This window comes from Ruegeria sp. SAZD011 (assembly GCF_059612545.1).
In genome coordinates this window covers 22719-48497 of record NZ_JBXWQU010000031.1, presented here as the reverse complement: position 1 = coordinate 48497, position 25779 = coordinate 22719, and the positions used below count along the sequence as shown (strand labels likewise).

Genomic DNA, 25779 nt, shown 5'->3' with positions numbered 1-25779 from the left:
CACCATGACCCGACGCCTGACCGCTATCCTTGCTGCCGATGTCGTCGGGTTTTCCGCGATGATGGGCCGGGACGAGGCCGGCACGCTGGCCCGCCTGATCGACATGCGCAAGACCGTGTTCGACCCGGAAGTGGCGCGCACCGGCGGCCGCATCGTCAAGCTGATGGGCGACGGCGCGCTGGTCGAGTTTTCCAGCGTCGCCAATGCGGTGTCCTGCGCCATCGCGGTGCAGGAACGTCTCGCCGCGGACCCAACGCTGAAACTGCGGATCGGGATCAATCTGGGCGACGTGATCCTTCAAGGGTCCGATCTTTACGGCGACGGTGTGAACATCGCCGCGCGGCTCGAGGCGCTGGCCGAACCCGGCGGTATCTGCGTTTCTGGCCCGGTTGCCGACAGCCTGGGCAGCAGGCTGGACCCGCGCTTTGCCGATACCGGGTTGCAGCCGCTCAAGAACATCGAAAAACCTGTCCGCGTGCTGCGCTGGTTGGCAAACATGGAACCCGCAATAGCCCTGGCCGAACCAGGGTTCGACCGGCCGGGCATCGCCGTACTGGCCTTTGACAACATGTCCGCCGACCCCGAGCAGGAATACTTCTCGGACGGGATCGCCGAGGACATCATCACCGCCCTGTCGCATTTCCGCGAATTCAAGGTCATCGCCCGCAACACGACCTTTACCTACAAGGGCAAGGCCGTTCGCGTCGACCAGGTCTGCCGGGATCTCGGCGTGCGCTATCTGCTCGAAGGCAGCGTCCGCAAGGCGGGCAACAAGGTTCGCGTCACCGCGCAGTTGATCGATGGCGAAACCGGCGCCCATCTCTGGGCAGACCGCTATGACCGCTCGATCGACGACATTTTTGCGGTGCAGGACGAGATCACCCAAGCCATTGTCGAAGCGGTGGCGCCCGAGACCATGAACGCCGAGTTCAAACGCGCCCGCAACCGGCCCGAAAGCCTGTCCTCGTGGGACAAGGTGCTGCGCGCGCGCTGGTATTTGGGCAAGTTCTCGCAGCCTGACAATGAAGAGGCGCGCGCGCTTCTGAGCCAGATTGTCGCCAGCGACCCCAACATGAGCGAGGCGCATGCAGGGATTGCCCTGTGCGACCTGATGGCCATGCTGCATGTCTGGCGCACCGACACGGGTGTCGCGATCCAGTCGGCCAAAGCTTCGGCGGCAAAGGCGGTCGAACAGGACGACAACAGCGCCAATGCCCATGCCATTCTGGGAATGGCCTGTCTCTTTGCTCGTGATTTCGATGAGGGTGAGACCCATCTGATGCGCGCAATCCGGCTCAACCCCAACCTGGCGGTCGGATATGGGAATTGCGCCGCGCTTTACGGTGTCTCTGGCCAGTACCCCGAGGCAAGGGCGGCCTATGAACGGGCCGCTGCGCTCAGCCCGCGGGACCCGCTGAAACCTTTCTGGAGGGGCGGCTTCGGCATCGGCGCCTATGTCGCGGCGGATTTTGAGACCTGCCTCCACAACGCGCAGGCCGGCCTGAAAGAGACACCGGCATATGCCTCTCTGATGCGGCAGGAGGCCGCCGCGCTGGCAATGCTGGGACGACAGGAAGAGGCACGTGCCTCGGTCGCCAGGCTGGTTGAGAAGATGCCCGGACTGACCGTGACCCGCGTGCGTGCAATCGTGCCGGTCCGGAACGAGGCCGATTGGGAACTCTGGCTGGAAGGATTGCGTCGGGCCGGATTGCCGGAATAGACAGCGGGCTAGCCGCTGACGACAAACGGGAGACGCGGGTCTTCGCGACGCTCACTCTTCGTTCAGGTCAAACAGCGCCACTGGCAGGAACAGCGCCGAAACGCCTTTGGCCGATGACGCGATGCGGGACAGGATTGCCGCGACGCCGGGGCGTTCCGTTGAACCGGTCAGCAAGGGCGCGCCGGAATCGCCCCGCATCACCGGGCAGAAGCCGCGCAGCAATCCCTCTGTGTCCGGGCGCACCGGGCATTCCCCTGTCACGCTCAGCACATGCGGGCGCAAACCGCTATACCCGGCGAGGAAACCGGCCTCTCCCGGCGCAGCAGCCGGTAAGAAACCGACCGTCGCCCCCAAAGGTTGCGTCAGTTCCAGCACCGCCCAATCAAGCGCTGGATCAGGCTGAAACCGGCCGTCGAGACCCTGTTGCGGATCGAGGCGATAGCGGCGTACCGAGGAGGTCGCCGCGACCTCCCCACGCTGGTATCCTGCCACGAATTGCACCGAAACAGCCGACACCCAGCGTTTGCGCGCGTGATCATAGAGACAATGCGCGGCCGTCAACACCAGCCGATCAGAGACAAGAACACCGGTACAATGCATGCGGGTATCGGAACCGGCAAAGTTCACGCGCCCGATGGCACGCCATGGGCGCTCAGCCGCATCCACGATCCGGCGCGCCCGGATATCCGCACATCCGGTCTCGGATTGGCTGCCCAAACCGCAGATGCCGTCATATTCGGGGTTCCAGACGCCCTGCGCCTCGCCAGCGTCGATGGGCAGCAGGGCCAACAGCGCCAGCAGCCATAACCGCCCCGGGATCAACTCAGCTTGGAAAGCTTGCGCTGCAGCTCGGCGAGCTGTTTCTTGATGTCATCCAGGTCTTCGCCCTGTTCGCCCTTGGCGCCGTCGCCCTCTTTGCCCGGCGCGCTCCAGGTGCTGCCAAGCCCACCGGTCATGGCGCGGATAAAGGCCTCTTGCTGGGCCTTGAGCGCCTCGAAGCCGGGCATCTGCGCCATCGGGTTCATCGCGTTCATGTTCTCCATCAGCTTGGACTGGCTATCACGCAGCATGTCGAAGGAGCTTTGCAGGAACTGGGGCATCATACCGCCACCCGGCACCATGTAGCTGCGGACAAGGTCATTAAGCACATTGACCGGCAGCACGTTCTCTCCGCGGCTTTCATGCTCGGCAATGATCTGGAGAAGGTATTGCCGGGTCAGGTCGTCTCCGGTCTTGAGATCGACGATCTGAACCTCGCGCCCGGCCCGGATGAAGCCCGCGATATCTTCCAGCGTCACGTAATCGCTGGTCTCGGTATTGTACAAACGCCGACTTGCATAGCGCTTGATCAGCAGCGGTTTTTCCTCTTCGGCCACGACGTTACTCCCCATTCTTGTCGCATTGCAGCGAGCCTATGCGAGCGCAGAACAAAAGAAAAGAGAAACGGCACCGAGCACCGCCGCCTCGGGCGGCACCGGAATTTGGCACAAATTCCGGCTCGGAAAATTCAAGGAATTTTCCTGGCCGTTTTCCGGACCGGAAAACGGCGCTGCGCAACAAGAAAGGGCAGGTCTTTCGACCTGCCCTGCGGTATCGCACCAAGGGGGAGGAGAGCGGTGCGCCCCGCCTGTCGTCTTACTTCGCGGCTGCGGCCTTCTTGGCGGCGGCGGTCACGTCGTTGGTGGCTTTCTTCACAGCGGCGGTCGCATCTTCGGTGATGTCCTTGCCGGCAGCCATCAGCAGCTCGACGGTGTCCATCTGCACTTTCTTGGCGATCTCGGCGAAGGCGGCCATGTTCTCGGCAGCGACTTCGGCCGATGCGCTGGCGAAATCGGTCATCGCCTTGGCATAGTCTGCCGGCTCTGCCTTTGCTTTCGACATGTCGCTCAGCTTGGCCAGGGTTTCCTTGGTCCACTTGCTGGAGATCTCGGCCGATTTCTCGGCGGCTTCCAGAGCAACGCCCGACAGTTTCTCGTTCAGGGCTGCGGTCGACTTGAACGCGTCTTCCATTGCCTTGGTGTCAACGGGGAATGCGCCCATCATGTCTTTCATGATCGCGGAAAAGTCTTGGGTCTTTGCCATTGTCTCAATCCTCATTGCCGGGTCCGGGCCCACCCCGTTTCCTGCGGCTTGAGAGGAATATGCTTTCTGCGGCGCAGCATTTCAAGGAAAATAATGCTGCGCCGCAGAAAAATTTCAGGAATGACGAAAAATCAGGTACTTGCCTTGGCCACCACATAGGTGCCCGGGGCCGGGCACAGGCGGGGATGCTCCGAATCGCCGGTGTCGCGCGCCGGAATTTGCTTGCCCGCGCGCGGTTTCAGCCAGGCCGCCCACATCGGCCACCAGGATCCTTCGTTGAAATCGGCCTCGGCCAGCCAGGTGTCGGCATCGGCCTTCAGGTCGGGATTGGTGTAATGGCCATATTTCTTCTTGGACGGCGGGTTCACGATGCCCGCGATATGGCCGGATTCGGACACCACAAAGGTTTTCGAGCGCGACCCCATCTTCTGCACGCCGCGATAGCAGTCCTTCCAGGCGGCGATATGGTCGGTCTCGCAGGTGATCGCCATCAACGGCACATCCACATCGCGCACATGCAGCGTGTGGCCCATCAGTTCGAACCCATCGCCCGCGAATTCATTCCGCTGGCAGAGCCCGCGCAGATATTGCACGGCCATCTTGGCCGGCAAGTTGGCGCCATCACCGTTCCAATAGAGCAGATCGAAGGCGGGCGGCGTTTCACCCAGCATGTAGCTCTGGATCGCGGGTTTATAGATCAGGTCGTTCGAACGCAGATAAGAGAAGGTCCGCGCCATGATCCACGAGCGCAGCACGCCCTCGCGGGTGACCTCTTCCTCGATTCCGTCGATGAAATCGTCTTGCAGGAACGGGGTGAACTCTCCCTGATCCGAGAAATCGGTGAGCGCGGTAAAGAAGGTCGCGGATTTCACCGACTTGTCGCCGGTCTGTTTCATCAGCGACAGCGTCAGGCTCAGCGTGGTGCCCGCGATGCAATAGCCCACCGCGTTGACCTGCTTGACCTTGCAGATCTTCTTGACCTCGTCGATGGCGGCCAGGAACCCGTCCTGGATGTAATCCTCCATCCCCACGTCGGCATAGCTGGCGTCCGGGTTGATCCAGCTGACCACAAAGATGGTGAACCCCTGCTCTGTCACCCACTTGATGAAGCTGTTCTGCGCCTTCAGGTCGAGGATGTAGAACTTGTTGATCCAGGGCGGGAACAGCACGATCGGGATCTCGTGCACGGTATCCGTGACCGGCTTGTACTGGATCAGTTCCATCATCCGGTTGCGATAGACCACGTCGCCGGGCGTGGTGGCGATATTGCCGCCCACCTGAAACGCCTTTTCATCGGCCAGCTTGACCACCAGTTCGCCATTGTTGGCCTCGAGATCGGTGATCAGGTTCTCCAGCCCCTTGAGCAGCGAGCGGCCCTCGGTCTCGACCGCGCGTTCCAGCGCGTCGGGATTGGTCGCGAGGAAATTGGTAGGGGCCATCATGTCGATGATCTGCTGCGAGAAATACTTGAGCCGCTTGAGATCCTTGTCCGGCAGGTCATCGACCGAGGCGACTGCCTGGGCCAAGGCGGCGGCGTTGGTTTGATATTGCTGGCGAATGAAGCGGAAATAGGGGTTGTTCTCCCACATGGGGTGCGAGAAGCGGCGATCCTTGGGGGCCGCGTCATCATCCTCGACCCCGCCGGTCATCAGCGCCTGCTGCGCCTCGGCGAAATTCATGACCGACTTGCCCCAGAATTCCAGCTGCTGTTCCAGCAACTTGGCGGGATTCTGCCAGGCCTCGGCCCAATAGGCGGTTGCTGCCTTTGCAAAAAGCTCTTGATTCGGGGCATCCAGTGCCGGGGTATGGGGCTTCTTACCGGCCATGATCTCGACCAGACGCTTCGAGAGTTCCTCGACCTTGGTCATGTTTTCCTTAAGCTGTTCAAATTGTTCGCCTGTCAAATGCGTCGACATATCTTCACTTGTTGTCATTTTAAGGAATCCCCCCTAACCTCGCTGCTATGCAGAATAACGTCGTGCATTGCGGGGGGCAAAGCGACGAATGGTCCGAAATCTCCAGGTGTGGCTTAGGAGGCCCGTTTCATGCGTTACATGATGACCTACGACTGGATGGAAACCGTTCGTAATACCAATCAATGGATGGGGGCGACGGCCAATTCGATGGCTTCCTACCCGCTGTTCTCGATGGTTCCGAACCCTGTCTTCAACTGGATGTCCGCCTGGGGCGAAGTGACCGAGCGCACGTTCCAGCGCATGGTGGTCAAGCCCGATTGGGGCATCCGCACCTTTACCTGCGAGGATGGCAAGGACCACCTGGTCGAGATCAAGACCGTGGTCGAGCGTGACTTTGGCGATCTCATCCACATCAACGTCACCGGGCGCGAGACGCAGCCGCGCAAGGTGCTGTTGGTGGCGCCGATGTCGGGTCACTACGCGACGCTCTTGCGCTCTACCGTCAAGAGCCTGCTGGTCAATTGCGAGGTCTATGTCACCGACTGGCACAACGCTCGTGATATCCCGGTCTCGGCCGGCAAGTTCGATGTCGAGGATTACACGCTCTATCTGGTTGAATTCATGCGCGAACTGGGGCCCGACACCCATGTGATCGCAGTCTGCCAGCCCGCCCCGCTGACGCTGGCCGCCACCGCCTATCTGGCCGAGCTTGACCCCAAGGCACAGCCCAGCACGCTGACCCTGATCGGCGGTCCCGTCGACCCCGACGCCACCCCGACCGAAGTGACCGATTTCGGCCGCCGCGTCACCATGGGCCAGCTGGAACAGTCGATGATCCAGCGCGTCGGTTTCAAATACCAGGGTGTTGGCCGCATGGTCTATCCGGGCCTGTTGCAGCTGGCCTCGTTCATGTCGATGAATGCCGAGCGCCACTCCAAGGCCTTCAGCGACCAGATCCACCGGGTCATGCGCGACGAGGCCTCGGACCACGATGCCCATAACCGTTTCTACGACGAATATCTGGCCGTCATGGACATGACCGCCGAATTCTACCTCTCGACCGTCGAGCGGGTGTTCAAGAAGCGCGAGATCGCGCGCAACGCATTCATCGTCGATGGTCACAAGGTCGATATCAGCAAGATCACCGATGTCGCCGTGATGACCGTCGAGGGTGCCAATGACGATATCTCGGCCCCCGGCCAGTGTATCGCCGCGCTCGACCTGTGCACCGGGCTGGCCGACAGCAAGAAGGCCAATCATCTGGAGCCGGGCGCGGGCCATTACGGCATCTTTGCCGGGCGCAGCTGGCGCGACAATATCCGGCCGCTGGTGATCGACTTCATGAACACAAACAGCCGCAAAGGCAAATCGCTGCGTCCCGCCAACAAGAACAGCGCCGCCTGATCATGGCACAGGCCAAGGCGACCGAGCTTGCCTTTGCCTGTTCCTGCGGGGCGCTGGCGGGGCATCTGACTGCCGATGCTGTCCGCACTGGCACCAGGGTCGGGTGCCACTGCCCGGATTGTCGCGCGGCCGAGCTCTACTTCGATCAGCCGGACCCGGCGCCGGGTCCGGTGGATATCTTCCAGACCAGCCCCGACGGTTTCGTGATCGACCGCGGCGCAGAACATCTTGCCCTGATGCGCCTGTCGCCCAAGGGGCTGTTCCGCTGGTACGCCAAATGCTGCAACAGCCCACTGGCCACGACGCTCAATTCCGCCAAAAAGCCTTTTGTCGGGGTGAATGTGCGCCGGCTGGCCGATCCCGATGCGTTGGGCCGCACCCGCGCCCATGGCTTTGTGCCGCAGCCCGATGGCAGCCGCAAACACCGCAATATCGCCCCCGCCGTCTATGGCCTGCTGAGCCGGATGCTGGCCGGGCGGCTATCGGGCCACTGGCGCAAGACGCCGTTCTTTGATGCCTCGACCGGCGAACCGGTGGCCAAACCATATGTGCTGGACAAACAAACGCGCGCCGCACTCTATCGCTGAGGCTCGGCCAGCCACTCCTGCAAAGCCTCTGTCACCACCTCTGGCGTCTCAAGCGTGGGCAGGTGACCCGCCTCTTCGATCACCATCAACCGCGCATCGGCGACGAGATCGGCCATGAAAATGTGTCGCTTGACCGGCGTCAGCCGGTCATGGGCGCCGCACAGGATCAGGGTCGGCACCTTGATCCGGCGCAGGGTCCCCTGCTGGTCGGGGCGCCTCTGAAGCGCCCGCATCTGCCGCACGAACTGGTCCGGCCCGGCCTCCAGCCCCATCTGGCGCACCACCTCCAGCACCGGCATCCGTCCCGGCCCGGGCGCCAGACTGTCGGGGCGCAGTACCTGTCCCAGCGCCTGCTCCAGCTTGCCCACACGGGCGCTGATGATCAGCGGTTCGCGCGCGGCAGCGATCTGCGGCGTATCGGTTTGGGCATCGGTGGACATCAGACACAATCGGCTCACCCGGTCGGGCGCGCGCCGGATCATCTCCATCGCAACGATACCACCCATGCTGAGCCCCGCCAGCGCAAAGCGCGCGGGCAGATGCGGCAGCAGGTCCTCGACGATCCGGCTGATCTGATCAGCCTGTCCTACGGGGCAGACGGTGACGGCGCGCGAACGCGAGAGAACCGCCAGTTGCGGTGCAAACAGCCGCGCATCGCAGCACATGCCGGGCAGGAAAATCAGTGGTTCGTCCATGTGTTCCCTCCTGCACCCTTCCGGTTACCCACCGGCAGAATGGGCAGTTTCCCGCATCACGACAAGCCCTGTCAGGGATAGGCGATGGCACGAAAGGGCGGAAAATCGGCATAGGCCCGGCGCCGTTCGTCCTGCGGCATCGGCGGCTCCTGCCCGGCCACCACCAGCCGTCCGCGCGGCGCGATATAGCTGTCGATCCGGCGCAGCGGGGTCGGTCGCCACACCAGGTTAAAGGCGCAGAGCTTGGGAAAGAACCAGATCTCGGAATAGTCCAGGTGATCGTGCAGCCACCAGGCCAGATCGCGCCAGTCGCGCCCCTGCGCATAGCGGTCGGCAAACCAGGGAATCACCACTGAAGCCCCGGCAATGCGCGCCTCTCCCGGACCCCGGTCCCAGATGTGGCATTCCAGCGGATGATCGTTGCGGGCACAGTTCAGACGGTTCTCATTGCCGAACCGGTTGAGCGCCGCCGAGCGATAGCCCGAGCGCACCGCGATACGGCCGAATGTCTCCTCCAGCGGGTCCAACAGCGTCTCGCAAAAGGCACGCCCGGTCTCGATCGCCAGATCGGGATCGTCGGGAATGTTCTGACGGGCATGGAAATTGCCGATCTCGGAATAGAGAAAATCGCGCATGAAGAAATGCCGTGACAGGCGCACACGGCCCAGGGTTTCCAGGCTCCACATGCTGCCCGGGCGGCGCATCAGCCGTACCCGTTCCAGCGAAACTCGCCATTGGGTCCCAGCGCCGAAAACGGGTTATGGGCGATTTCCCAGATGCTGCCATCCGGCGCACGGAAATAGCCGTGATAGCCTCCCCAGAACACCTCTGTCGCGGGTTTGAGGATCTCGGCCCCCGCCCTCTGCGCACGCTCCAGTAACGCATCAACCGTTTCCCGGTCGCGGCAATTATGGCTCAGCGTCATCGCCCCCTGCCCCAGCGCGCCCACCGGCAGGCCGATATCCTCGGCCAGCGCCGCCAAGGAATAAAGGCCCAGAACCTGCCCGATCAGGTCAAAGGCGATCACCCCGTCCGGGGTGTCGACCCGGCGCCATCCCAACGCCTCGTAAAAGGATGCCGCCGCCTCGACATCCTCGACGCCGATAGTGATCAGGCTCACCCGCTGGTCCATCATTCTATTCCCTGTTCCCGCAGCCAGGCGAGCATGCCCGCAACCGCGATATCGGTCTGCCCCGGCGACATGATATCGCCCGCGATCACATGCGAGGACGGGTCGTCGCCCGGCCCTATGGTGACGGTGCGCATCTCGGCCGGTCCGCCCCAGCGCCGGGCGACCTCGCCCGTCAGATCGGGGCGCACCACCTTGTCGTCGGGCGAAAACCAGAACAGGGCCGGCACCCGGGCCTGCCCGAAATCAAGCGCCATCACCGTCTTGACCAAGGCCGCCATCGGCACCAGCGCCGACCAGCTGTAACGGGTGGTCCAATAGATGTTTTTCTCCGGGTCCGGGCTGCTGGCATCGCGCTCGCCACCCATGACCGCGGGCAACCAATAGCGCGCGCCCGGCAGGGTCGGAACAAAGGCCATTGGGTCGTTCACCCCGAAATTGGGCGAGACAAGGATCATCGCCGCCACATCCGCCGACATGCCGGGGTCCAGCGCCGCCGCCGCCGCCAGCGTGCCACCGGTCGAGGTGGCCATGACGATCACCCGCTCGCCAACCGCACGGCCCGCTGCCAGCGCCTCGGCCGCGTCCCGCATCCAGCCCGATGCGCTGCCCTGCTCCATCGCATCGCTGCCGCGCCCATGACCTTGCAGCCGGGTATAGACCAGATTGGCGCCCAGCGCCTGGGCTATGCGATCGGGCACCGGGCGGATTTCCTCGGAAGTGGCCGAGAACCCGTGCAGATAGACCAGCGCATAGCGCGTCCGGCGCTCATATCCGTCCGGCGTCCAGACCACACGTTTTTCGACACCCGGCGTGATATCGGCAAAACGCGACTCGATACTCTCGAAATAGACCTGCACTCCCTCGCCGAACTTGCGCGGGTCGAAACGGGCCTTCAGATCGACGTTTTCGTAGGGGCCAAACCACCAGGCCAGCCCCCCCGCCAGCGCCAGAACAGCCAGGACACGCCCCAGAAACTTCCCAAACCGTCGCATCAGCCCACTCCCCGCACGTCGATCACCGCGTCCTCGATGATCTTCAGGCAGGCCTCGTCCGAAAAGCGGTGATCGGCATCCTTGACCAGCAAGAGGCGCATGTCGGGCCCGGTGGCATGATTCAAGAGGCGCACCGCCGTATCGACCGACACCGCCGTATCGGCGGTACCTTGCAGGAAGCGCACCGGGAACGGCAGATGCAGCGGCGCGCGCAGCACCAGATGATTACGCCCATCCTCGATCATCCGGCGGGTGACGATATAGGGTTCCATATAGTCCGAGGGCAGCTCCACCCGGCCCTCGGCCGCCAGCTGCGCCTTTTGGCCCGCGTCAAACCCGGCCCACCAGCCGTCCTCGGTGAAATCCGGCGCTGCGGCGATGGTCACCATGCCCGCGATCCGCCCTGGCCGCGCCCGCGCCAGCAAGAGCGCCTGCCAGCCGCCCATCGACGAACCCACCACGATCAACGGCCCCTCGGTCAGGCTATCGACAACGGCCAGCGTATCCTGATGCCAGTCCCCGATCGCGCCCTCGTCGAATATGCCTGAGCTTTCACCATGCCCGGAATAGTCGAACCGCAGAAACGCATGCCCCCGCCCACGTGCCCAGGCCTCCAGATGCACCGCCTTGGTACCCTCCATGTCCGACTTCAGCCCGCCCAGGAACACGATGCAGGGGCCGTCGCCCGGGGTGAGATGATAGGCGAGGCTGCGCCCCTGGTCGGTTGTCAGAGTATCGCTCACCGGGCTTTTCCTTTGCTGGTCGTTTTCCCAAGCCTCCATCGCTTTGCAGGCGGGTGCAAGGCTCATTAAGTTACCATATTGTCACGTGACTATAGAATCACATATAGTCGCAACATGGACATACTTTTCAAAGCTCTCAACGACCCCGCCCGCCGCGCCATTCTGGATCAATTGCGCCAGAAGGACGGGCAAAGCCTGAGCGAGTTGGAAAGCAAGTTCGACATGACCCGGTTCGGGGTCATGAAACACCTCAAGCTGCTGGAGGAGGCGCATCTGGTCCTCAGCCGTCGCGAGGGGCGGTTCAAATACCATTACCTCAATCCCCTGCCCTTGCAGGACATGATCAACCGCTGGGTGGCGCCCTTCCTGCAACCGCAGGCACAGGGGCTGGCCGCGCTGAAAGAGAAATTGGAAACGGAGAACAGAATGGGAAAGCCCGATTTCATGATGCAGACATTCATCCGCTGCACACAGGATGCGCTCTGGGCGGCGCTGACCGAGACCGAGCAGATGGCGGCCTATCACTTCCTCTGCAACGAGGTACGCGGTGCGGTCTCGCCCGGCGAGACTGTCGAGTTCATCACTCCCGCCGGCGGCGCGATGTTGCGGCAGGTGACCCGAAAGCTTGACCCGAAATCCCGCATCGAGATGAGCTTCGAGCCGCTTTTCATGGGGCCGGGCGCCGTAGCCTCGGAAATGGTCTATCTGATCGAACCTCAGGGCGAGATCTGCAAGCTGACCATCGAGCACTACAACCTTGCCGCCGGGCAGGATGGCATCGGCGAAGGCTGGGCACGCCTGGCCGCCTCGCTCAAGAGCTATCTGGAAACCGGAACCGCGCTGAAAGGGGCCGCATGATGGAGAGCTTTCCCACCGAACTGGGCATTCTCACCTGCCTGATGATCCTCGCCGCCTCGCTCTGGATTCCCTATGTCGTCGGCATCGCCACCGATCCCTCGCAAGAAGAGGCCTTCGCCCGGCCAGCGCAGATTTCCAATCTGCGCCCCTGGGTGCAGCGCGCCCACCGGGCGCATCTGAACCTCTTGGAGCAGGCGATGCCCTTTGCGGTGCTGGTGCTGATCCTGGCGCTTATGAACGGGTTCTCGACGCTGACCTATTGGACCGCGATCGCCTTTTTCTGGATCCGGGTGCTGCATGCGGCGGGCATGATCTCGGGCTATGCCCGGATGCCGCTGCGCCCCATCCTGTTCAGCGCGGGCTGGATCTGCACTCTGTTGATGGCCTATGCCATCTTTGCCGCGCGCTGACCGCGCGGCCGGCCCAAAGTTTCGCGAAACTTTGGGCACAGACTTTCTGCGAAAGTCTGCTGCCTTGACTTCGTCTGCGGCCCCTGCCAAATCGGGCGGACACCATAACCCGCAACCGGGCGTTCAGTGGGCGCCAAACCGACGAGGAGCCGCCAGATATGGCCCAGATCTCTCTCACCTTTCCCGATGGCAATGCACGATCCTATGACGCAGGCGTAACGCCCGCGCAGGTCGCCGCCGATATCTCCACCTCGCTGGCGAAAAAAGCCATCTCCGCCACCGTCGACGGCAAGCACTGGGACCTGCAATGGCCCATCTCGGCCGATGCGCAGATCGCCATTCACACCATGGCCGACGAGGCGCAAGCCAACGAGCTGGTGCGCCACGACCTGGCCCATATCATGGCCCGCGCCGTACAGGAGACCTGGCCAGCGACCAAGGTGACCATCGGCCCGGTCATCGAGAACGGCTGGTATTACGATTTCGACCGTGCGGAGCCCTTCACTCCCGAAGATCTCGGCCTGATCGAGAAAAAGATGAAAGAAATCATCAACAAGCGCGAGCCCGTGACCACCGAGGTCTGGGAACGCACGCGCGCGATCGAATTCTACAAGGCCAATAACGAACCCTACAAGGTCGAGCTGATCGAGGCTATTCCCGGCACCGAGCCGATCCGCATGTACTGGCACGGCCATTGGCAGGATCTGTGTCGCGGCCCGCACCTGCAACACACCGGCCAGGTCCCCGGCGACGCGTTCAAGCTGATGTCCATCGCCGGCGCCTATTGGCGCGGGGACAGCAAACGCCCGATGCTGCAACGCATCTATGGCGTCGCCTTCACCGGCAAGGAAAAGCTGAAAGCGCATCTGCACATGCTGGAAGAGGCCGCCAAGCGCGACCACCGCAAGCTGGGCCGCGAGATGGACCTGTTTCACATGCAGGAAGAGGCGCCGGGCCAGGTGTTCTGGCACCCCAACGGCTGGACGATCTATACCGAGTTGCAGGACTATATGCGTCGCCAGCAGCGCCGCGGCGGCTATGTCGAGGTGAACACGCCCCAGGTCGTCGACCGCAAGCTGTGGGAGCGTTCGGGTCATTGGGAGAAATACCAGGAGAACATGTTCATCGTCGAGGTGGACGAGGAACATGCCCGCGAAAAGGCGGTCAATGCGCTCAAGCCGATGAACTGCCCCTGCCATGTCGAGATCTTCAAGGTCGGGCTGAAATCCTACCGTGACCTGCCGCTCAGGATGGCCGAGTTCGGCTCGTGCAACCGCTATGAGCCCTCGGGCGCGCTGCATGGTATCATGCGGGTGCGCGGGTTTACCCAGGATGACGCGCATATCTTCTCGACCGAGGAACAGATCGAGGCGGAAACCGCCGAATTCATCCGCTTCCTTAGCGCCATCTACAAGGACCTCGGCTTCGAAAGCTTCAAGGTCAAGTTCTCGGACCGGCCCGAAACCCGCGCCGGATCGGACGCGGTCTGGGACAAGGCCGAAAGCGCCCTCTTGTCCGCCACCCGCGCCGCCGGGATCGAGCCAGAGCTCAATCCGGGCGAGGGTGCCTTCTATGGCCCGAAACTGGAATTCGTGCTGACCGACGCCATCGGGCGCGACTGGCAATGCGGCACTTTCCAGGTCGATTTCGTGCTGCCCGAGCGGCTGGACGCCACCTATGTCGGCGCCGACGGGGCCAAGCATCGCCCCGTGATGCTGCACCGCGCAACGCTGGGCTCGTTCGAGCGGTTCATCGGCATCCTGATCGAGGAACACGCGGGCAAGCTGCCCTTCTGGCTGGCGCCGCGCCAGGTGGTGGTCGCCTCGATCACCTCGGAGGCGGACGACTATGTGCATCAGGTGGTGGCCGAATTGCGTGCCGCAGGCGTTCGGGCCGAGGCCGACACCCGCAACGAGAAGATCAACTACAAGGTCCGCGAGCATTCGGTGGGCAAGGTTCCGGTGATCCTGGCCGTCGGTCAACGCGAGGTCGAGGAGCGGACCGTATCGGTCCGTCGGCTGGGCGAAAAACAAACCAGCGTGCAGAGCCTGGCGGATGTTACAAAAGAGCTGGGACAGGCCGCGACGCCCCCCGATCTTCTGTAACAATTCTCACGAACGCTGCGCAGGCCAGCCCCCGGACCGGGGGCTGGCCTGTAACATTTCCGGCCCACGCCGCAAGAATCCCTTTGTTTATCGCAACACTTGCCCAAGAATTCTGACGGGAATGTGAGACACGGGGTCGTGAATTCAAACGGCGCCCACCGCACACTACCTTTGAACTGTCCAAAGCAGACATATCACACGATCACGAAGGGATGAACGACATGTCGAACACCGCAAAGACCCTTGCCATCGCAGGCGCCGTTGCAGCAGCACTGGCTGGCACCGCCACCACCGCCAGCGCCCAGGCCAAGGAGAAATGCTATGGCGTTTCGCTGGCCGGCAAGAACGATTGCGCCGCCGGCCCCGGCACCACCTGTGCCGGTACCTCGACCGTGGATTACCAGGGCAATGCCTGGACTCTGGTCGATGCGGGCACCTGCGAAAGCATGGAACTGCCCGCCCAGGCCGATGGCTCGGCCCGCAAGGGTTCTCTGGAAGCGCTGGAGCGTGACCTGCCCGCATAAGCCGGCACCGGAACGCGGGGCGGGCCGGAGCATCGGCCCGCCCCTATTCTTTCTATCTCCTTGCCCATCCCCCATTGCCGCAAAGGATTGGACAGATGCTGGACAGTTCGCGAACCGATACCCACCTGCCTGCCAAGCCGGGCGTCGGGTACAAGCCGCAGCATTTCGCAGAAATCCTCGAGGCGCCCGGCCCGGTGGGCTGGCTGGAAATCCATGCCGAAAACTACATGGGCGATGGCGGCCGTCCGCTGGCGCAACTGCGCCAACTGTCCGAGCGGTTCCCGATCTCGGTGCATGGGGTCGGCCTGTCGATTGGTGGCGAAGGTGCGCTGGATGCCGACCATCTGGCCCGGCTGAAACATCTGGTGGGCTGGCTGAACCCGGCCAGTTTCTCGGAACATCTGGCCTGGTCCACCCATGACAGCCATTTCCTGAACGACCTGCTGCCGCTGCCCTATACTGACGCCACGCTGACGCGTGTCTGCGATCACATCGACCAGGTGCAGGATGTGGTCGGGCGCCGGATGCTGCTGGAAAACCCCTCTTCCTACCTGGCCTTTGCCGAAAGCACCTGGTCCGAGCCCGATTTCCTGCGCGAAATCGCCCGGCGCACCGGTTGCGGATTGCTTCTGGACGTCAACAACGTCTTTGTTTCGGCCACAAATCTCGACTTTTCACCGCAGGGTTATATCGACGCCTATCCGCTGGAGCATGTGGGCGAGATTCATCTGGGCGGCCATGACGAGGATACCGACGACCACGGCCACCCGCTGCTGATCGACAGCCACGGGCGCGAGGTGGTGGATCCGGTCTGGGCGTTGCTCGACTACGTGCTCGACCGGTCCGGGCCGAAACCGATCCTGATCGAATGGGATACCGATGTGCCGGACTGGCCCGTGTTGCGGGCCGAGGCGGCGCGCGCGCAAAGGGCGCTGGAGCGCATCCCGGCATGAGCGTCTCGCAAACCCAGTTCCACACCGCGCTGCTGGACCCGGCCAGCGCGGTGCCGCAGGGCCTGTGCGACGCGGGCGCGCAGCCGGCGGGCCGGCGGTTTGACGTCTATCGCAACAATGTCGCGGTCTCGCTGACCGAGGCGATGCACCAGGCCTTTCCCGTGATCGCCAAACTGCTGGGTACGCAGAACATGGACGGGCTTGCAGGCATCTACCTGCGCCAGCATCCCCCCACATCGCCGCTGATGATGTTCTATGGCGAGACATTCCCCGAGTTTCTGGCCGGGATGCAGCAGCTGTCGCATCTGGGCTATCTGCCGGATGTGGCGCGGCTGGAACTGGCGTTGCGCCATGCCTATCACGCCGCCGACAGCACGCCCATCGACCCGCAGGTTCTGGCCATCGACCCCGAGGCGCTGATGGCTTCGCGACTGGAATTCGCCCCCGCGATGCGCCTGTTGCGCTCGCCCTGGCCGATCCACGCGATCTGGCGGTTCAATACCGAGGACGGCGCACCCAAGCCGATGCCCGAGGCGCAGGACGTGCTGATCACCCGGCCCGAATATGACCCGATCCCGCAGCTGCTGCCCCCCGGCGGTGCCGACTGGATCATCGCGCTGCAAGGCAGCGCCACCATCGGCGCGGCCTATGAGGCCGCCGCCGAACAGACCCCCGATTTCGACCTAGGCGCCACGCTCGCCCTGCTGCTCCAGGGCGGCGCCATCACCTCACTCACAGAGCAAGGACAAGACAATGAACCCACTCGTCTCGATCCATAACCGTGTCTTCGGCCTGGTGGAAACCGCCGGAGATTGGCTGTTGCCACTGTTTGCCCGTTTCACCTTTGCGGCCGTGCTGCTGGTCTATTACTGGAATTCCGGCCTGACCAAGCTGGGGGATGGGATTTTCGGCCTCTTCAGCCCCTCGATCGGCGCTTATAGCCAGATTTTCCCGAAACAACTCGAAGCGGTCGGCTATGACGTATCGCAACTGGGCCTGTTTCACTGGGCCGTGGTCATGGCGGGCACCTATGCCGAATTCATCCTGCCGCTGCTGATCGTCATCGGCCTGTTCACCCGTCTGGCCGCGCTCGGCATGATCGGTTTCGTGGTGGTGCAGTCGCTGACCGACGTTTATGGCCACGGCGCCACCGATCTGGCCACGCTGGGCGCCTGGTTCGACAATCAGGCCAGCAGCGTGATCATGGACCAGCGCCTGTTCTGGGTGTTCACCCTCAGCCTGCTGGTGATCAAGGGCGCCGGGGCGCTGTCGGTCGATGCGCTGATGCGCGGTCGCACCCAGGCGGCCATGGCCTGAACACCTTGTTGGCCCGCGCCCCCGGCGTGGGCCAGAACCTTCAGAAATGCGCCTTGGGCTCGTCCGGCTTGCCCGCGGCCACGCCCAGAACCCCGCCCACCGCGGCAAAGGCGATGGGGAACATGGTGAACACGTTGAAGCCAAAGGCGTGATACATCCCCGCCGCCGACACCAGCAGCAGCACCCCGCCCCAAAGCGCCCGCGACCGCGCCATGGCACCGCCCGCAATCGCCAGCATCGGCGCGATGATCGAGGTCATCTGCACCAGATCGGCATTCTCGACCTGCTCGGCCAGCCCGTCGATTTCGCCGAAATGCTCGATCGCCTCGACATAGCCAAAGCTGAAAAAGCCGACCAACATACCGATCAGACCGGCGATGATCCCCAGAACAAGGGCGGCATTGCGCATCTTGGGTTCTCTCCTGCGTTTTCCTACAGGACCGACATAAGGCCGGTCCTAGTCCAGACCAAGGGCCTGACGGGTGGAGGGGGTCCAACCGAGGTAAAATTCCCCCCCGGCTTCGATCAGCGGCCGTTTCATCAACGCGGGATGCTCGGCAATGAGGTCCAGCGGCGCGCGCGCGCGCTCGGCCTCGTCCAGCCCACGCCATGTGGTCGAGCGAGTGTTGAGAAGATCGCCGCCAAATCGCGCCCAGGCCCGGCCCAGGACCGCCGGATCGATCCCGTCGGCGCGCACATCGACAAGCCGCGCATCCGGCAGGGATTTCAACGCCTTGCGGCAGGTATCGCAGTTCTTCAGACCATAGATCAGCATGGCGCCCCCTTCTTGTTACTGCGGAAATATCGCGCATTTTGCGCCTCGACACCCCCTTTTTCTTGATTTTTGCACGCACCGTGCAATCTTGTGGCCGGAGCTTCCGGCCTGTCGGCGTCCGGCATGTTCATGCTGGACCGGGCGTTCGCCTGTCCGGTCGCCCGATCACGACCCCGACAATTACAGGGGTGACCTGGAAGGTAGAAGGAGACACGGGACATGCCTACCGGCACCGTGAAATGGTTTAACGCAACAAAAGGTTACGGGTTCATTGCCCCTGATGATGGGGGCAAGGACGTTTTTGTACATATTTCGGCTGTCGAAAGGTCCGGTCTGACTGGACTCGCCGACAACCAGAAAGTGTCCTTTGAAATGCTGGACGGACGTGACGGCCGCAAGATGGCCGGAGACATCAAGCCACTGTAACGGGACCAGCCCGGTTGTTTCCGGGTCATGCATCTGGCGGCGGCCGGGACGCACGGCCGCCGGTCACCCGATGACCGCGACGCGGCCTCCGGCCTCAATCGGATGCCCGCTGTAGCGACCCGCTGATCAGGGTCGCAATCGCCCCTTTGTTCGCCTCTACCGCGCCGGCAAGGGCCTTGGCATCGTTTGCGCCCGCGCCAACCTCGGTAACGGCGATACTCAACGTGACCGGCCGCCCCTGATGATAGGGCATGATCGCCGTATCGTATCCGCCCTCAGGACTGTCGGGATAGATCTCGGGAACCGCCCTGTGCCGGACGCCCCCAAAAGGCGATGAGACATTTGCCCTTGCAGGTCTCAATCCCAGGCTTTGCGAGTGGCTGACCAATTCGCCGTCGGCATCGACCGCAGCCACAGACAGGGTGACGGCGGCCCCTGCCCAGCCGATTTCCTCGGCCTTCACGCTGGTCGCGGCCTTCAGCACCGGGGTATAGGAATAGACGGGCCTTACGAACATGGCACCATCGCCGATTTCCTTCAGCTCGAGCACGATCGCCGAATAGAGATCGCGACGGGTCTTGTCGGTACTCAAGGGCCCCATGCGGACGATACCGACGCAGCGGATATCGTTTGTGGTGCGCCCGATCTGGAAATTCGAGAAGTTTGCCGAACCGACATAGCGCGCCTGATAGCGCTGTGCCCATTTTCGCGCGCCCTCGACCACCGCATTGGTCAACACGTTGGTCACAATGGATAACAGCGCCGTCCGCAACAGCGCCGCTTCTCGGTCGCCGTCCGTCGGCGGTGGCGGAGGTTTGCGCAGGGCACAGCGTTCGGTCGGGAAATCCGGCAGAACGATGTTCATCCTGTCGGTATTGGCGCCGCCAAAGAAAATCAGCCTGGCAGTATCGCCGCCCGAGGTTCCTTCATGCTGCACACAGGCGGCAAGCGGCACGGCAAGGCACAAACCCAGAAACGATCTACGCATCGATCCTCCCCCCGGAAAACAGGGGGAGGATGGCAGATTATCTGCGATTTTTCAACTTCAAGGCGTATTACCGGCCGATGACGTCCTGGAATTCGCGCCATTCGCGCGCCGAAAGGCCCGAGGTCTCTTGTGTCACCGCCTCGCCTGCCAGCATCCGGCGCAGGCTGTCGACCATCTGCGCCGACAGGTTTACCGCACCCAGCCGGTAATCCTCGAACGCCTTGTAGGCGAACGGCACCCAGTCGGCGACCAGGCGGCACATGGTTTCGGCATAGACCCGGATCTCGTATTGCGCATGCGCGTCTGCACGCAACCGCAGGAAATGGAACAGGTTGTGCAGATCGACCTTCCAGTACCATTGGGTATAGATATTGGCTGGCAGGTTCATCCGCGCCAGTTCGCGCGCCAGGCCCTGCTGACCTTCCTGTCCGATCATCGCCTCGTAATTGTCGTAGCAGCGGGCACTGTCGGCCTTGAGGATCTCCAGCACGCGCGCCGCCTCCTCCCCTTGCAGCGCCTCGCCCCGGCCCTGGTTGTTGACCGCCGATTGCGCCGCCACATGCTCGGGCGCCGGGATATAGAATTCACGATCCAGGATCGAATAGCGCGCCGAGTATTCGTTCACATTGGCGGTGCGGTGCCGGATCCACTGTCGGGCCACGAAAACCGGCAGTTTCACATGCAGCTTGACCTCGCACATCTCGAACGGGGTCGAGTGCCAGTGCCGCATCAGGTAGCGGATCAGACCTTCGTCATTCTGCACCGATTTGGTACCCTTGCCATAGCTGACGCGCGCCGCCTGACAGATCGCCGCATCGTCGCCCATATAGTCGATCACCCGGACAAAGCCGTGATCCAGCACCGGATGCGCGGTATAGAGATGCTCCTCCATCCCCGGCGACACGACACGGCGGGTCGGCGCGGTCTGCGCCCGCTGGGCCTCGATCTCGGCCAATTGTTCCGGGGAAAGCGGCATCGGGTGTCCTTTCACTACATGAGTCGCAGCTATACTATATATGGCCGCGCGCCGTACCAAAACCGCCATATGAGGTATGGCTTTTCGGACACCCTGTTTCGCTTTCCGACAACCCGCTCAGGTTGCGATTGACTTTCGTGTCATCAGACCGGACTATCGGCCAAAATGATCTGACAAAAGAGCAGAGGCAGGCAGTTATGAAACCCCATCTCGTTGCGGTCGCAACGTGCGTTGTGTTGGCAGCGTGCGGTGGCTCCGATGCCGTATTTGGAACTGGTGATGGATCCGGCGACGGTGGCAGCGGTGGCGACACGGGCGGCGATACAGGTTCGCCCATCCAAGGTGATCGTACGCTTCCGCCGGGAACAACTTCGCCCACCGCAAGAACCGGGATCTTCAGAAGCGAACCCACCAGCACCGAAACCGCCTATAACGGTAACGGTTTTGCCCGTGATGTCCGTTACAACGCCGCCGACGACACCTTCTCGGTCGACAACCTCGGCTTCGATGGCGACAATACCTATTCCCGCGGAACCACAGTCGGCAGCCTCGGCCCCTATGCGGTCTACGAGGCTGACGCCCAGTTCCTGGACAGTTTCGATGGCCAGCCGGTCAACCAGTTCCGCCACCGCGCCATTTATGGCGTCTCGACCTCGGGCAATACGCAATTCGCCATCGTGCGGACCGGCGCCTATGTCGGCTATGGGTTTGGCGGTTTCATCTACCAGCGTAATAACGAGGTGAACCTGCCGACCACCGGCCAGGCGCTGTTCTCGGGGAACGTTGCGGGCTTGCGCGATTACAACGGTGTCGGTGCGCTGGAATACACCACCGGTGATATCCGCATCGCCATCGACTTTGACGATTTCAACGATACCACCGGCACCCGAGGGGACGCGGTACGCGGCGAAATCCGCAATCGCCGCATCTTTGACATGGACGGCAACGACGTTACCGAAACCACGCTGAACCGGATCAACACCCAGAACAACGCCACCCTGAGGGAAATCCCGACCGCCACATTCACGGTCGGTCCCGGCGTGATGGACGACAATGGCGAGATACTGGGTCAGATGACCAGCTATTTCGTGAACAACGAAGGCCAGGCGCTGCTGTTCGAGGAAGGCAATTACTATGCCATCGTCTCGGGTGACAGGGCACAAGAGATCGTGGGCGTGGTGGTGCTGGAAACCAAGCGCGACCCGGCTGCGACCTCGGTTCGCGAGACCGGCGGCTTCATCGTCTACAACTGAGGCCGGTGATGCGGCCGTGGGGAAAGATACGCCGCCCCATCGCGGCTCTGGCCCTTCTGACCGGGTTGCTGCCCTCTGTGCTCGGTGCCGAGGCGCCGGTCAGGCTGAGCCCCGATGAACTCAGGGCCACCGCCGTCCAGGCGCTCCGCATCGGGGCGCCGGAACAGGCCTATAGCTATGCGCAGGCTTTGTTGCAGCGTGATCCGGCGGACCGGCAGGCGCTGCTGGTACATTCTCGCGCGGCCCGCACGCTTGGCCGCTTTGACGAGGCGCGCAGCTCTGCCCAACAGGCCTGGCGGCTGTCCGAAACCGACGAGCAGAAATTCGCAAGCTCGATGGTCATGGCCCAGGCGCTCGCCTCGGATGACCGCCGCACCCTCGCGCAATGGTGGCTGCGCCGCGCCGTCGAACATGCCCCGTCCGAGGAGTTGAGCCGGATCGCCGTGCGCGATTTCCGCTATGTCCGGGCGCGCAACCCCTGGTTGACGCGACTGTCCTTTGCGATCACCCCGGACAGCAATATCAACAACGGTTCCTCGCAACGGTCCTCGTTCCTGAACTACAAACTGTCCGAAGTCCTTTATGGCCAGCCGGTCGAATATCAGCTGGGCGGATCGGCGCGGGCGCTGTCAGGAATCGAATATGCGCTGGGCCTGACCACTCGCTACCGGTTTCGCGAATTGCCGACCCGCGCGCATGACCTGATCCTGTCGGTCGATCTGCGCGCCTATTCGCTGTCCTCCGAGGCCAAGGCCATTGCCCCAACCGCCCGTGCCAGCGATTTTTCCTTCGCCTCCTACACGCTGGGCTATGGCCAGCGCGGCATCAATTTCGACCGGCGCGGCGAATACCGTTTCTTTGTCGATGTCGGGCAGAGCTGGTATGGCGGCAACGAATATGCCCGCTTTGCGCGGCTCAGCCTGGGGCAAAGCTACAAGCTGGACAGGGGGCGCCAGATCAACGCCCGCATCGCCGCCGAGCGGCAATGGGGCGTGACCCGCAGCGATCAGGACACGATACGCGCGGATCTGTCCTATACCCTGCCGCTCGCGGGGGGGACGACGCTGTGGACCAATCTGACCGGGGCGGTGGCGACCTCTGACGTGGCCGCAGACGAGTTCGACGAAATCGCGCTGCGCGCCCAGATCACCTTTGCCAAACCGATCCTTGGCGCCACAGCACAGCTGGGCCTCTGGGCGCGCAGCCGCGACTATGACGTGTCCCCACATGATCGCAACGGCCGGCAAGAGGACAGGTACGAGGCCGATTTCACGCTGATCTTCAACAAGATAGACTACTACGGCTTCAACCCGACCATGCGCATCAGCGCCTCGCGCACCGAAAGCAACATCGCGCTTTATGACGCGCGCCGGTTCGGAGTGAATTTCGGCATCCAATCGGCGTTCTAGGTGGTCTCGACATTGCCGGCCACTGCGCTAGGCTTCGCCCGACACCCAGAACAGGAAATCAAGCGATGCCGCTCAAATATCTGCATGTCATGGTCCGCGTGAAGGACCTGGAAAAATCCATGGCCTTCTACGAATTGCTCGGCCTACGCGAAATCCGCCGCTACGACAGCGAAGAGGGGCGGTTTACCCTCGTTTATCTTGCCGCACCCGGTCAGGACGAGACCCCGCTGGAACTGACCTATAACTGGGATGGTGACGACGGGCTGCCCAGCGACAGCCGCCATTTCGGGCATCTCGCCTATGGGGTCGACGACATCTATGCCACCTGCGCGATGTTGCAAGAGAACGGTATCACCATCAACCGGCCACCGCGCGACGGGCGCATGGCCTTTATCCGCTCGCCCGACAATATCTCGATCGAGCTTTTGCAGAACGGTGCCGCGCTGGACCCGGCCGAACCCTGGGTCAGCATGGACAGCACCGGCCACTGGTGATGCGCCGGGCCGCCGCCGCCTGTCTGCTTGCAGTGCTGGCAACGCAGGCGTCGGCTGTGGAATGCCGCCTGGCCCTTGCCCTGGCGCTCGATGTGTCGCGCTCGGTCGATGCCCGCGAGGATCGGTTGCAGCGGCAGGGGCTGGCGATGGCGTTGCTGGCCCCCGAAGTGGTGCGCGCGGCCTTGTCGACACCGCAACCGGTGGCGCTTGCCGCCTATGAGTGGAGCGGGCCGACCGACCAGCACCTGCTGGTCGACTGGGTGCTGATCCGCTCGCGCGCCGATCTGGAGAGCGCCGCCGCCCGGATTGCGGCGTCTCAACGCGCCACGACCGAGGCGCCCACCGCAATGGGACACGCGCTGGCCTATGGCGCGGCGCTGCGGGCGCGGGGTCCCGACTGCCTGTTCCACACGATCGACCTGTCGGGCGATGGCGAGAATAACGAGGGCTTCGGCCCACGCGCGGCCTATGCCACACCGGCGTTTGACGGGATTACCGTGAACGGGCTGGCGATCAACGGGGCCGAATACGAGACCGAGATTCAGCTGATCCCTTATTTCGAGACCGAGGTGCTGCATGGCCCCGGCGCCTTTCTCGAGGTGGCGCAGGGCTTTGCCGATTTCGAACGCGCCATGCGGCGCAAGCTGGAACGGGAACTGTCCGGGCTGGTGATCGGGGGGCTGCGATGATCCGCGTGTTGGCGCTTCTGGTCCTGCTGGTGCCAGCGCCCGGTTGGGCCGGGTGTCGGCAGGCGCTGGCACTGGGGCTCGACGTATCCGGCTCGGTCGATGCGCGCGAATACCGGTTGCAACTCGACGGGCTGGCCGCCGCGCTGCTGTCGCCCGCGGTTCAGTCGCGCCTGCTGGCGATGCCCGGCCACCCGATCCGGCTGGCCGTCTATGAATGGAGCGAACCGGGGTTTCAGCGCCTGATCCTGCCCTGGCGGCAGATCGGCACCACAGCCGATATGGAGGCGGTCGCGGCCACCCTCCGCGCCACCCGCCGGACTACGGCGCCGCCGGGAACGGCCGTCGGCCCCGCGATGCGACACGGAGCCACCCTGCTGGCCCAACAGCCCGATTGCTGGAAACGCACACTCGACCTGTCCGGCGATGGCAAGCACAACATGGGTCCGCATCCCCGCGCCGTAAAAGCCGCGCTGGAGGGCACCGGCCTGACCGTCAACGCGCTGGTGATTGGCGCGGACAGCATGACCTCCACGGACCTCCGCCAGACCCAGATTGGAGAGCTGTCGGCCTATTACGGCGCCTGGGTGATCCTGGGACCCGGCGCCTTTGTCGAGGTGGCGCTGGGATATGATGACTATCAGGCCGCAATGGAGCGAAAACTGCGGCGCGAGCTGGAGGGGCTGGTTCTCTCTGCCCTTCCCGCCCGCACCGCGACGCAGCTACACGCGCCTGTCCTGCCTGGGCCTGTCCTGCCTGGGCCTGTCCTGCCTGGGCCTGTCCTGCCTCAATAAATGTACCGGATCTGATCGGTCCAGTACCGCTCCACCCGTTTCAGGGCCGAGGTGATCTCCTCGATTCCGTCGGGCCCCAACACGCCACGGCTTTGCAACCCCTCGGCATGGCGCATGAACAGCTCGGCCACCACATCTCGGATCTCGCGACCACGCTGGGTCAGCCTGACCCGAACCGACCGGCGGTCGATCTCGCAGCGCTGGTGATGCATATAGCCCATCTCGACCAGCTTCTTGAGGTTGTAGCTGACATTGCTGCCCTGGTAATAGCCGCGGCTTTTCAATTCGCCCGCAGTCACCTCGTTATCGCCGATATTGAACAGCAAAAGCGCCTGTACCGCGTTGATTTCCAGCACGCCGACCCGCTCGAACTCGTCCTTGATGACGTCGAGCAGCAGCCGGTGCAACCGCTCGACCAGAGACAGCGCCTCCAGATAGTTTGCCATGAAACCTTTGGCGCCGGCCTGGGCGATCTGCCTCTCCATACTCATCCGTCTCTCCGACTCGCTGCTGCTTGCCGAACACTCTGAGACGAAAACC

Annotated in this window: 30 protein-coding genes; 16 read left to right on the top strand and 14 right to left on the bottom strand. The window is 63.1% G+C overall.

Annotated features, from left to right (window positions below; translation table 11 throughout):
* Positions 1-4: 4 nt before the first annotated feature.
* Positions 5-1720 (top strand): adenylate/guanylate cyclase domain-containing protein, encoded by a 1716-nt coding sequence (locus AC2FLM_RS16255; RefSeq protein ID WP_496859148.1) that lies wholly within the window; start codon positions 5-7, stop codon positions 1718-1720.
* A 51-nt stretch (positions 1721-1771) separates the two neighbouring features.
* Here AC2FLM_RS16255 and AC2FLM_RS16250 read toward each other — a convergent pair whose 3' ends face one another.
* The 4 genes from AC2FLM_RS16250 to AC2FLM_RS16235 all read right to left on the bottom strand — a co-directional run bounded on the left by AC2FLM_RS16250 (position 1772) and on the right by AC2FLM_RS16235 (position 5736).
* The gene (locus AC2FLM_RS16250; RefSeq protein ID WP_496859147.1) at positions 1772-2509 is read right to left on the bottom strand and encodes a trypsin-like serine peptidase; all 738 of its coding nucleotides are present in this window, start codon (positions 2507-2509) and stop codon (positions 1772-1774) included.
* Positions 2510-2538: 29 nt separating this feature from the next.
* On the bottom strand, positions 2539-3096 hold the full coding sequence (gene phaR / locus AC2FLM_RS16245) for a polyhydroxyalkanoate synthesis repressor PhaR (RefSeq protein WP_234144961.1): 558 nt from the start codon (positions 3094-3096) through the stop codon (positions 2539-2541).
* Positions 3097-3355: 259 nt separating this feature from the next.
* Positions 3356-3802 (bottom strand): phasin family protein, encoded by a 447-nt coding sequence (locus tag AC2FLM_RS16240; RefSeq protein WP_234138096.1) that lies wholly within the window; start codon positions 3800-3802, stop codon positions 3356-3358.
* A 131-nt stretch (positions 3803-3933) separates the two neighbouring features.
* Positions 3934-5736, bottom strand: coding sequence for a PHA/PHB synthase family protein (locus tag AC2FLM_RS16235; protein ID WP_496859146.1), 1803 nt, complete (start codon positions 5734-5736; stop codon positions 3934-3936).
* Positions 5737-5847: 111 nt separating this feature from the next.
* Between AC2FLM_RS16235 and phaZ the strand changes: the two genes are divergently transcribed.
* Both phaZ and AC2FLM_RS16225 read left to right on the top strand, forming a co-directional pair.
* A complete protein-coding gene (gene phaZ, locus AC2FLM_RS16230; protein WP_234219075.1) occupies positions 5848-7122 on the top strand; it encodes a polyhydroxyalkanoate depolymerase in 1275 nt (424 codons plus the stop codon).
* Positions 7123-7124: 2 nt separating this feature from the next.
* Positions 7125-7709 (top strand): DUF6151 family protein, encoded by a 585-nt coding sequence (locus AC2FLM_RS16225; protein ID WP_496859145.1) that lies wholly within the window; start codon positions 7125-7127, stop codon positions 7707-7709.
* Here the strand turns inward: AC2FLM_RS16225 and AC2FLM_RS16220 are convergent.
* From AC2FLM_RS16220 to AC2FLM_RS16200, 5 genes are all read right to left on the bottom strand, one after another.
* Entirely contained in the window at positions 7700-8404 is a 705-nt protein-coding gene (locus AC2FLM_RS16220; RefSeq protein ID WP_496859144.1) for an alpha/beta fold hydrolase, read from the bottom strand. The two genes, AC2FLM_RS16225 and AC2FLM_RS16220, sit on opposite strands and share 10 nt — an antisense overlap.
* Positions 8405-8475: 71 nt before the next feature.
* Positions 8476-9090, bottom strand: coding sequence for a hypothetical protein (locus AC2FLM_RS16215; protein ID WP_496859289.1), 615 nt, complete (start codon positions 9088-9090; stop codon positions 8476-8478).
* A 17-nt stretch (positions 9091-9107) separates the two neighbouring features.
* The gene (locus tag AC2FLM_RS16210; RefSeq protein ID WP_496859288.1) at positions 9108-9536 is read right to left on the bottom strand and encodes a VOC family protein; all 429 of its coding nucleotides are present in this window, start codon (positions 9534-9536) and stop codon (positions 9108-9110) included.
* Entirely contained in the window at positions 9536-10528 is a 993-nt protein-coding gene (locus AC2FLM_RS16205) for an alpha/beta hydrolase (protein ID WP_496859143.1), read from the bottom strand. Before AC2FLM_RS16205 ends, AC2FLM_RS16210 begins: the two co-directional genes overlap by 1 nt.
* Complete coding sequence (locus AC2FLM_RS16200) at positions 10528-11271, bottom strand: alpha/beta fold hydrolase (RefSeq protein WP_496859142.1); 744 nt, start codon at positions 11269-11271, stop codon at positions 10528-10530. The genes AC2FLM_RS16205 and AC2FLM_RS16200 overlap by 1 nt, the downstream gene beginning before the upstream one ends.
* Positions 11272-11385: 114 nt before the next feature.
* On the opposite strand from AC2FLM_RS16200, the gene AC2FLM_RS16195 reads away from it, so the two are divergent.
* The 7 genes from AC2FLM_RS16195 (at position 11386) to AC2FLM_RS16165 (ending at position 17438) form a co-directional block, all read left to right on the top strand.
* Positions 11386-12129 (top strand): ArsR/SmtB family transcription factor, encoded by a 744-nt coding sequence (locus tag AC2FLM_RS16195; protein WP_496859141.1) that lies wholly within the window; start codon positions 11386-11388, stop codon positions 12127-12129.
* Positions 12126-12539: an MAPEG family protein gene (locus AC2FLM_RS16190; protein WP_496859140.1), complete on the top strand. Its 414-nt coding sequence runs from the start codon at positions 12126-12128 to the stop codon at positions 12537-12539. The genes AC2FLM_RS16195 and AC2FLM_RS16190 overlap by 4 nt, the downstream gene beginning before the upstream one ends.
* Positions 12540-12697: 158 nt before the next feature.
* Positions 12698-14644, top strand: coding sequence for a threonine--tRNA ligase (thrS, locus tag AC2FLM_RS16185; protein ID WP_496859139.1), 1947 nt, complete (start codon positions 12698-12700; stop codon positions 14642-14644).
* Positions 14645-14865: 221 nt separating this feature from the next.
* On the top strand, positions 14866-15168 hold the full coding sequence (locus tag AC2FLM_RS16180) for a BufA1 family periplasmic bufferin-type metallophore (RefSeq protein ID WP_234219117.1): 303 nt from the start codon (positions 14866-14868) through the stop codon (positions 15166-15168).
* A 95-nt stretch (positions 15169-15263) separates the two neighbouring features.
* Positions 15264-16121 carry an MNIO family bufferin maturase gene (gene bufB, locus AC2FLM_RS16175; RefSeq protein WP_496859138.1) on the top strand — a complete coding sequence of 286 codons (858 nt, stop codon included), beginning with the start codon at positions 15264-15266 and terminating at the stop codon, positions 16119-16121.
* Positions 16118-16900 (top strand): HvfC/BufC family peptide modification chaperone, encoded by a 783-nt coding sequence (locus AC2FLM_RS16170; protein ID WP_496859137.1) that lies wholly within the window; start codon positions 16118-16120, stop codon positions 16898-16900. Before bufB ends, AC2FLM_RS16170 begins: the two co-directional genes overlap by 4 nt.
* Positions 16875-17438 (top strand): DoxX family protein, encoded by a 564-nt coding sequence (locus AC2FLM_RS16165; protein WP_234137766.1) that lies wholly within the window; start codon positions 16875-16877, stop codon positions 17436-17438. Before AC2FLM_RS16170 ends, AC2FLM_RS16165 begins: the two co-directional genes overlap by 26 nt.
* Positions 17439-17478: 40 nt before the next feature.
* On the opposite strand, the gene AC2FLM_RS16160 is transcribed toward AC2FLM_RS16165, so the two are convergent.
* Both AC2FLM_RS16160 and AC2FLM_RS16155 read right to left on the bottom strand, forming a co-directional pair.
* Positions 17479-17847, bottom strand: a complete 369-nt coding sequence (locus tag AC2FLM_RS16160; RefSeq protein ID WP_234144800.1) for a hypothetical protein — start codon at positions 17845-17847, stop codon at positions 17479-17481.
* A gap of 48 nt (positions 17848-17895) precedes the next feature.
* Entirely contained in the window at positions 17896-18213 is a 318-nt protein-coding gene (locus AC2FLM_RS16155) for an arsenate reductase family protein (RefSeq protein ID WP_496859136.1), read from the bottom strand.
* A gap of 219 nt (positions 18214-18432) precedes the next feature.
* On the opposite strand from AC2FLM_RS16155, the gene AC2FLM_RS16150 reads away from it, so the two are divergent.
* On the top strand, positions 18433-18639 hold the full coding sequence (locus AC2FLM_RS16150) for a cold-shock protein (RefSeq protein ID WP_011047016.1): 207 nt from the start codon (positions 18433-18435) through the stop codon (positions 18637-18639).
* Positions 18640-18733: 94 nt separating this feature from the next.
* Here the strand turns inward: AC2FLM_RS16150 and AC2FLM_RS16145 are convergent, their stop codons facing one another.
* Both AC2FLM_RS16145 and thyX read right to left on the bottom strand, forming a co-directional pair.
* Complete coding sequence (locus AC2FLM_RS16145; protein WP_496859135.1) at positions 18734-19627, bottom strand: hypothetical protein; 894 nt, start codon at positions 19625-19627, stop codon at positions 18734-18736.
* Between the two features lie 67 nt (positions 19628-19694).
* The gene (gene thyX / locus AC2FLM_RS16140) at positions 19695-20603 is read right to left on the bottom strand and encodes an FAD-dependent thymidylate synthase (protein WP_234184146.1); all 909 of its coding nucleotides are present in this window, start codon (positions 20601-20603) and stop codon (positions 19695-19697) included.
* Between the two features lie 197 nt (positions 20604-20800).
* On the opposite strand from thyX, the gene AC2FLM_RS16135 reads away from it, so the two are divergent.
* The 5 genes from AC2FLM_RS16135 to AC2FLM_RS16115 all read left to right on the top strand — a co-directional run bounded on the left by AC2FLM_RS16135 (position 20801) and on the right by AC2FLM_RS16115 (position 25239).
* Positions 20801-21856 (top strand): hypothetical protein, encoded by a 1056-nt coding sequence (locus AC2FLM_RS16135; RefSeq protein WP_496859134.1) that lies wholly within the window; start codon positions 20801-20803, stop codon positions 21854-21856.
* A gap of 8 nt (positions 21857-21864) precedes the next feature.
* Positions 21865-23265, top strand: a complete 1401-nt coding sequence (locus AC2FLM_RS16130; RefSeq protein WP_496859133.1) for a surface lipoprotein assembly modifier — start codon at positions 21865-21867, stop codon at positions 23263-23265.
* Positions 23266-23330: 65 nt separating this feature from the next.
* Positions 23331-23759, top strand: coding sequence for a VOC family protein (locus AC2FLM_RS16125; RefSeq protein WP_011047011.1), 429 nt, complete (start codon positions 23331-23333; stop codon positions 23757-23759).
* Positions 23759-24448: a DUF1194 domain-containing protein gene (locus AC2FLM_RS16120; protein WP_496859132.1), complete on the top strand. Its 690-nt coding sequence runs from the start codon at positions 23759-23761 to the stop codon at positions 24446-24448. The genes AC2FLM_RS16125 and AC2FLM_RS16120 overlap by 1 nt, the downstream gene beginning before the upstream one ends.
* The gene (locus AC2FLM_RS16115) at positions 24445-25239 is read left to right on the top strand and encodes a DUF1194 domain-containing protein (protein ID WP_496859131.1); all 795 of its coding nucleotides are present in this window, start codon (positions 24445-24447) and stop codon (positions 25237-25239) included. Before AC2FLM_RS16120 ends, AC2FLM_RS16115 begins: the two co-directional genes overlap by 4 nt.
* On the opposite strand, the gene AC2FLM_RS16110 is transcribed toward AC2FLM_RS16115, so the two are convergent.
* The gene (locus AC2FLM_RS16110; RefSeq protein WP_430539070.1) at positions 25233-25724 is read right to left on the bottom strand and encodes a MarR family winged helix-turn-helix transcriptional regulator; all 492 of its coding nucleotides are present in this window, start codon (positions 25722-25724) and stop codon (positions 25233-25235) included. The genes AC2FLM_RS16115 and AC2FLM_RS16110 overlap by 7 nt on opposite strands.
* Positions 25725-25779 lie beyond the last annotated feature (55 nt).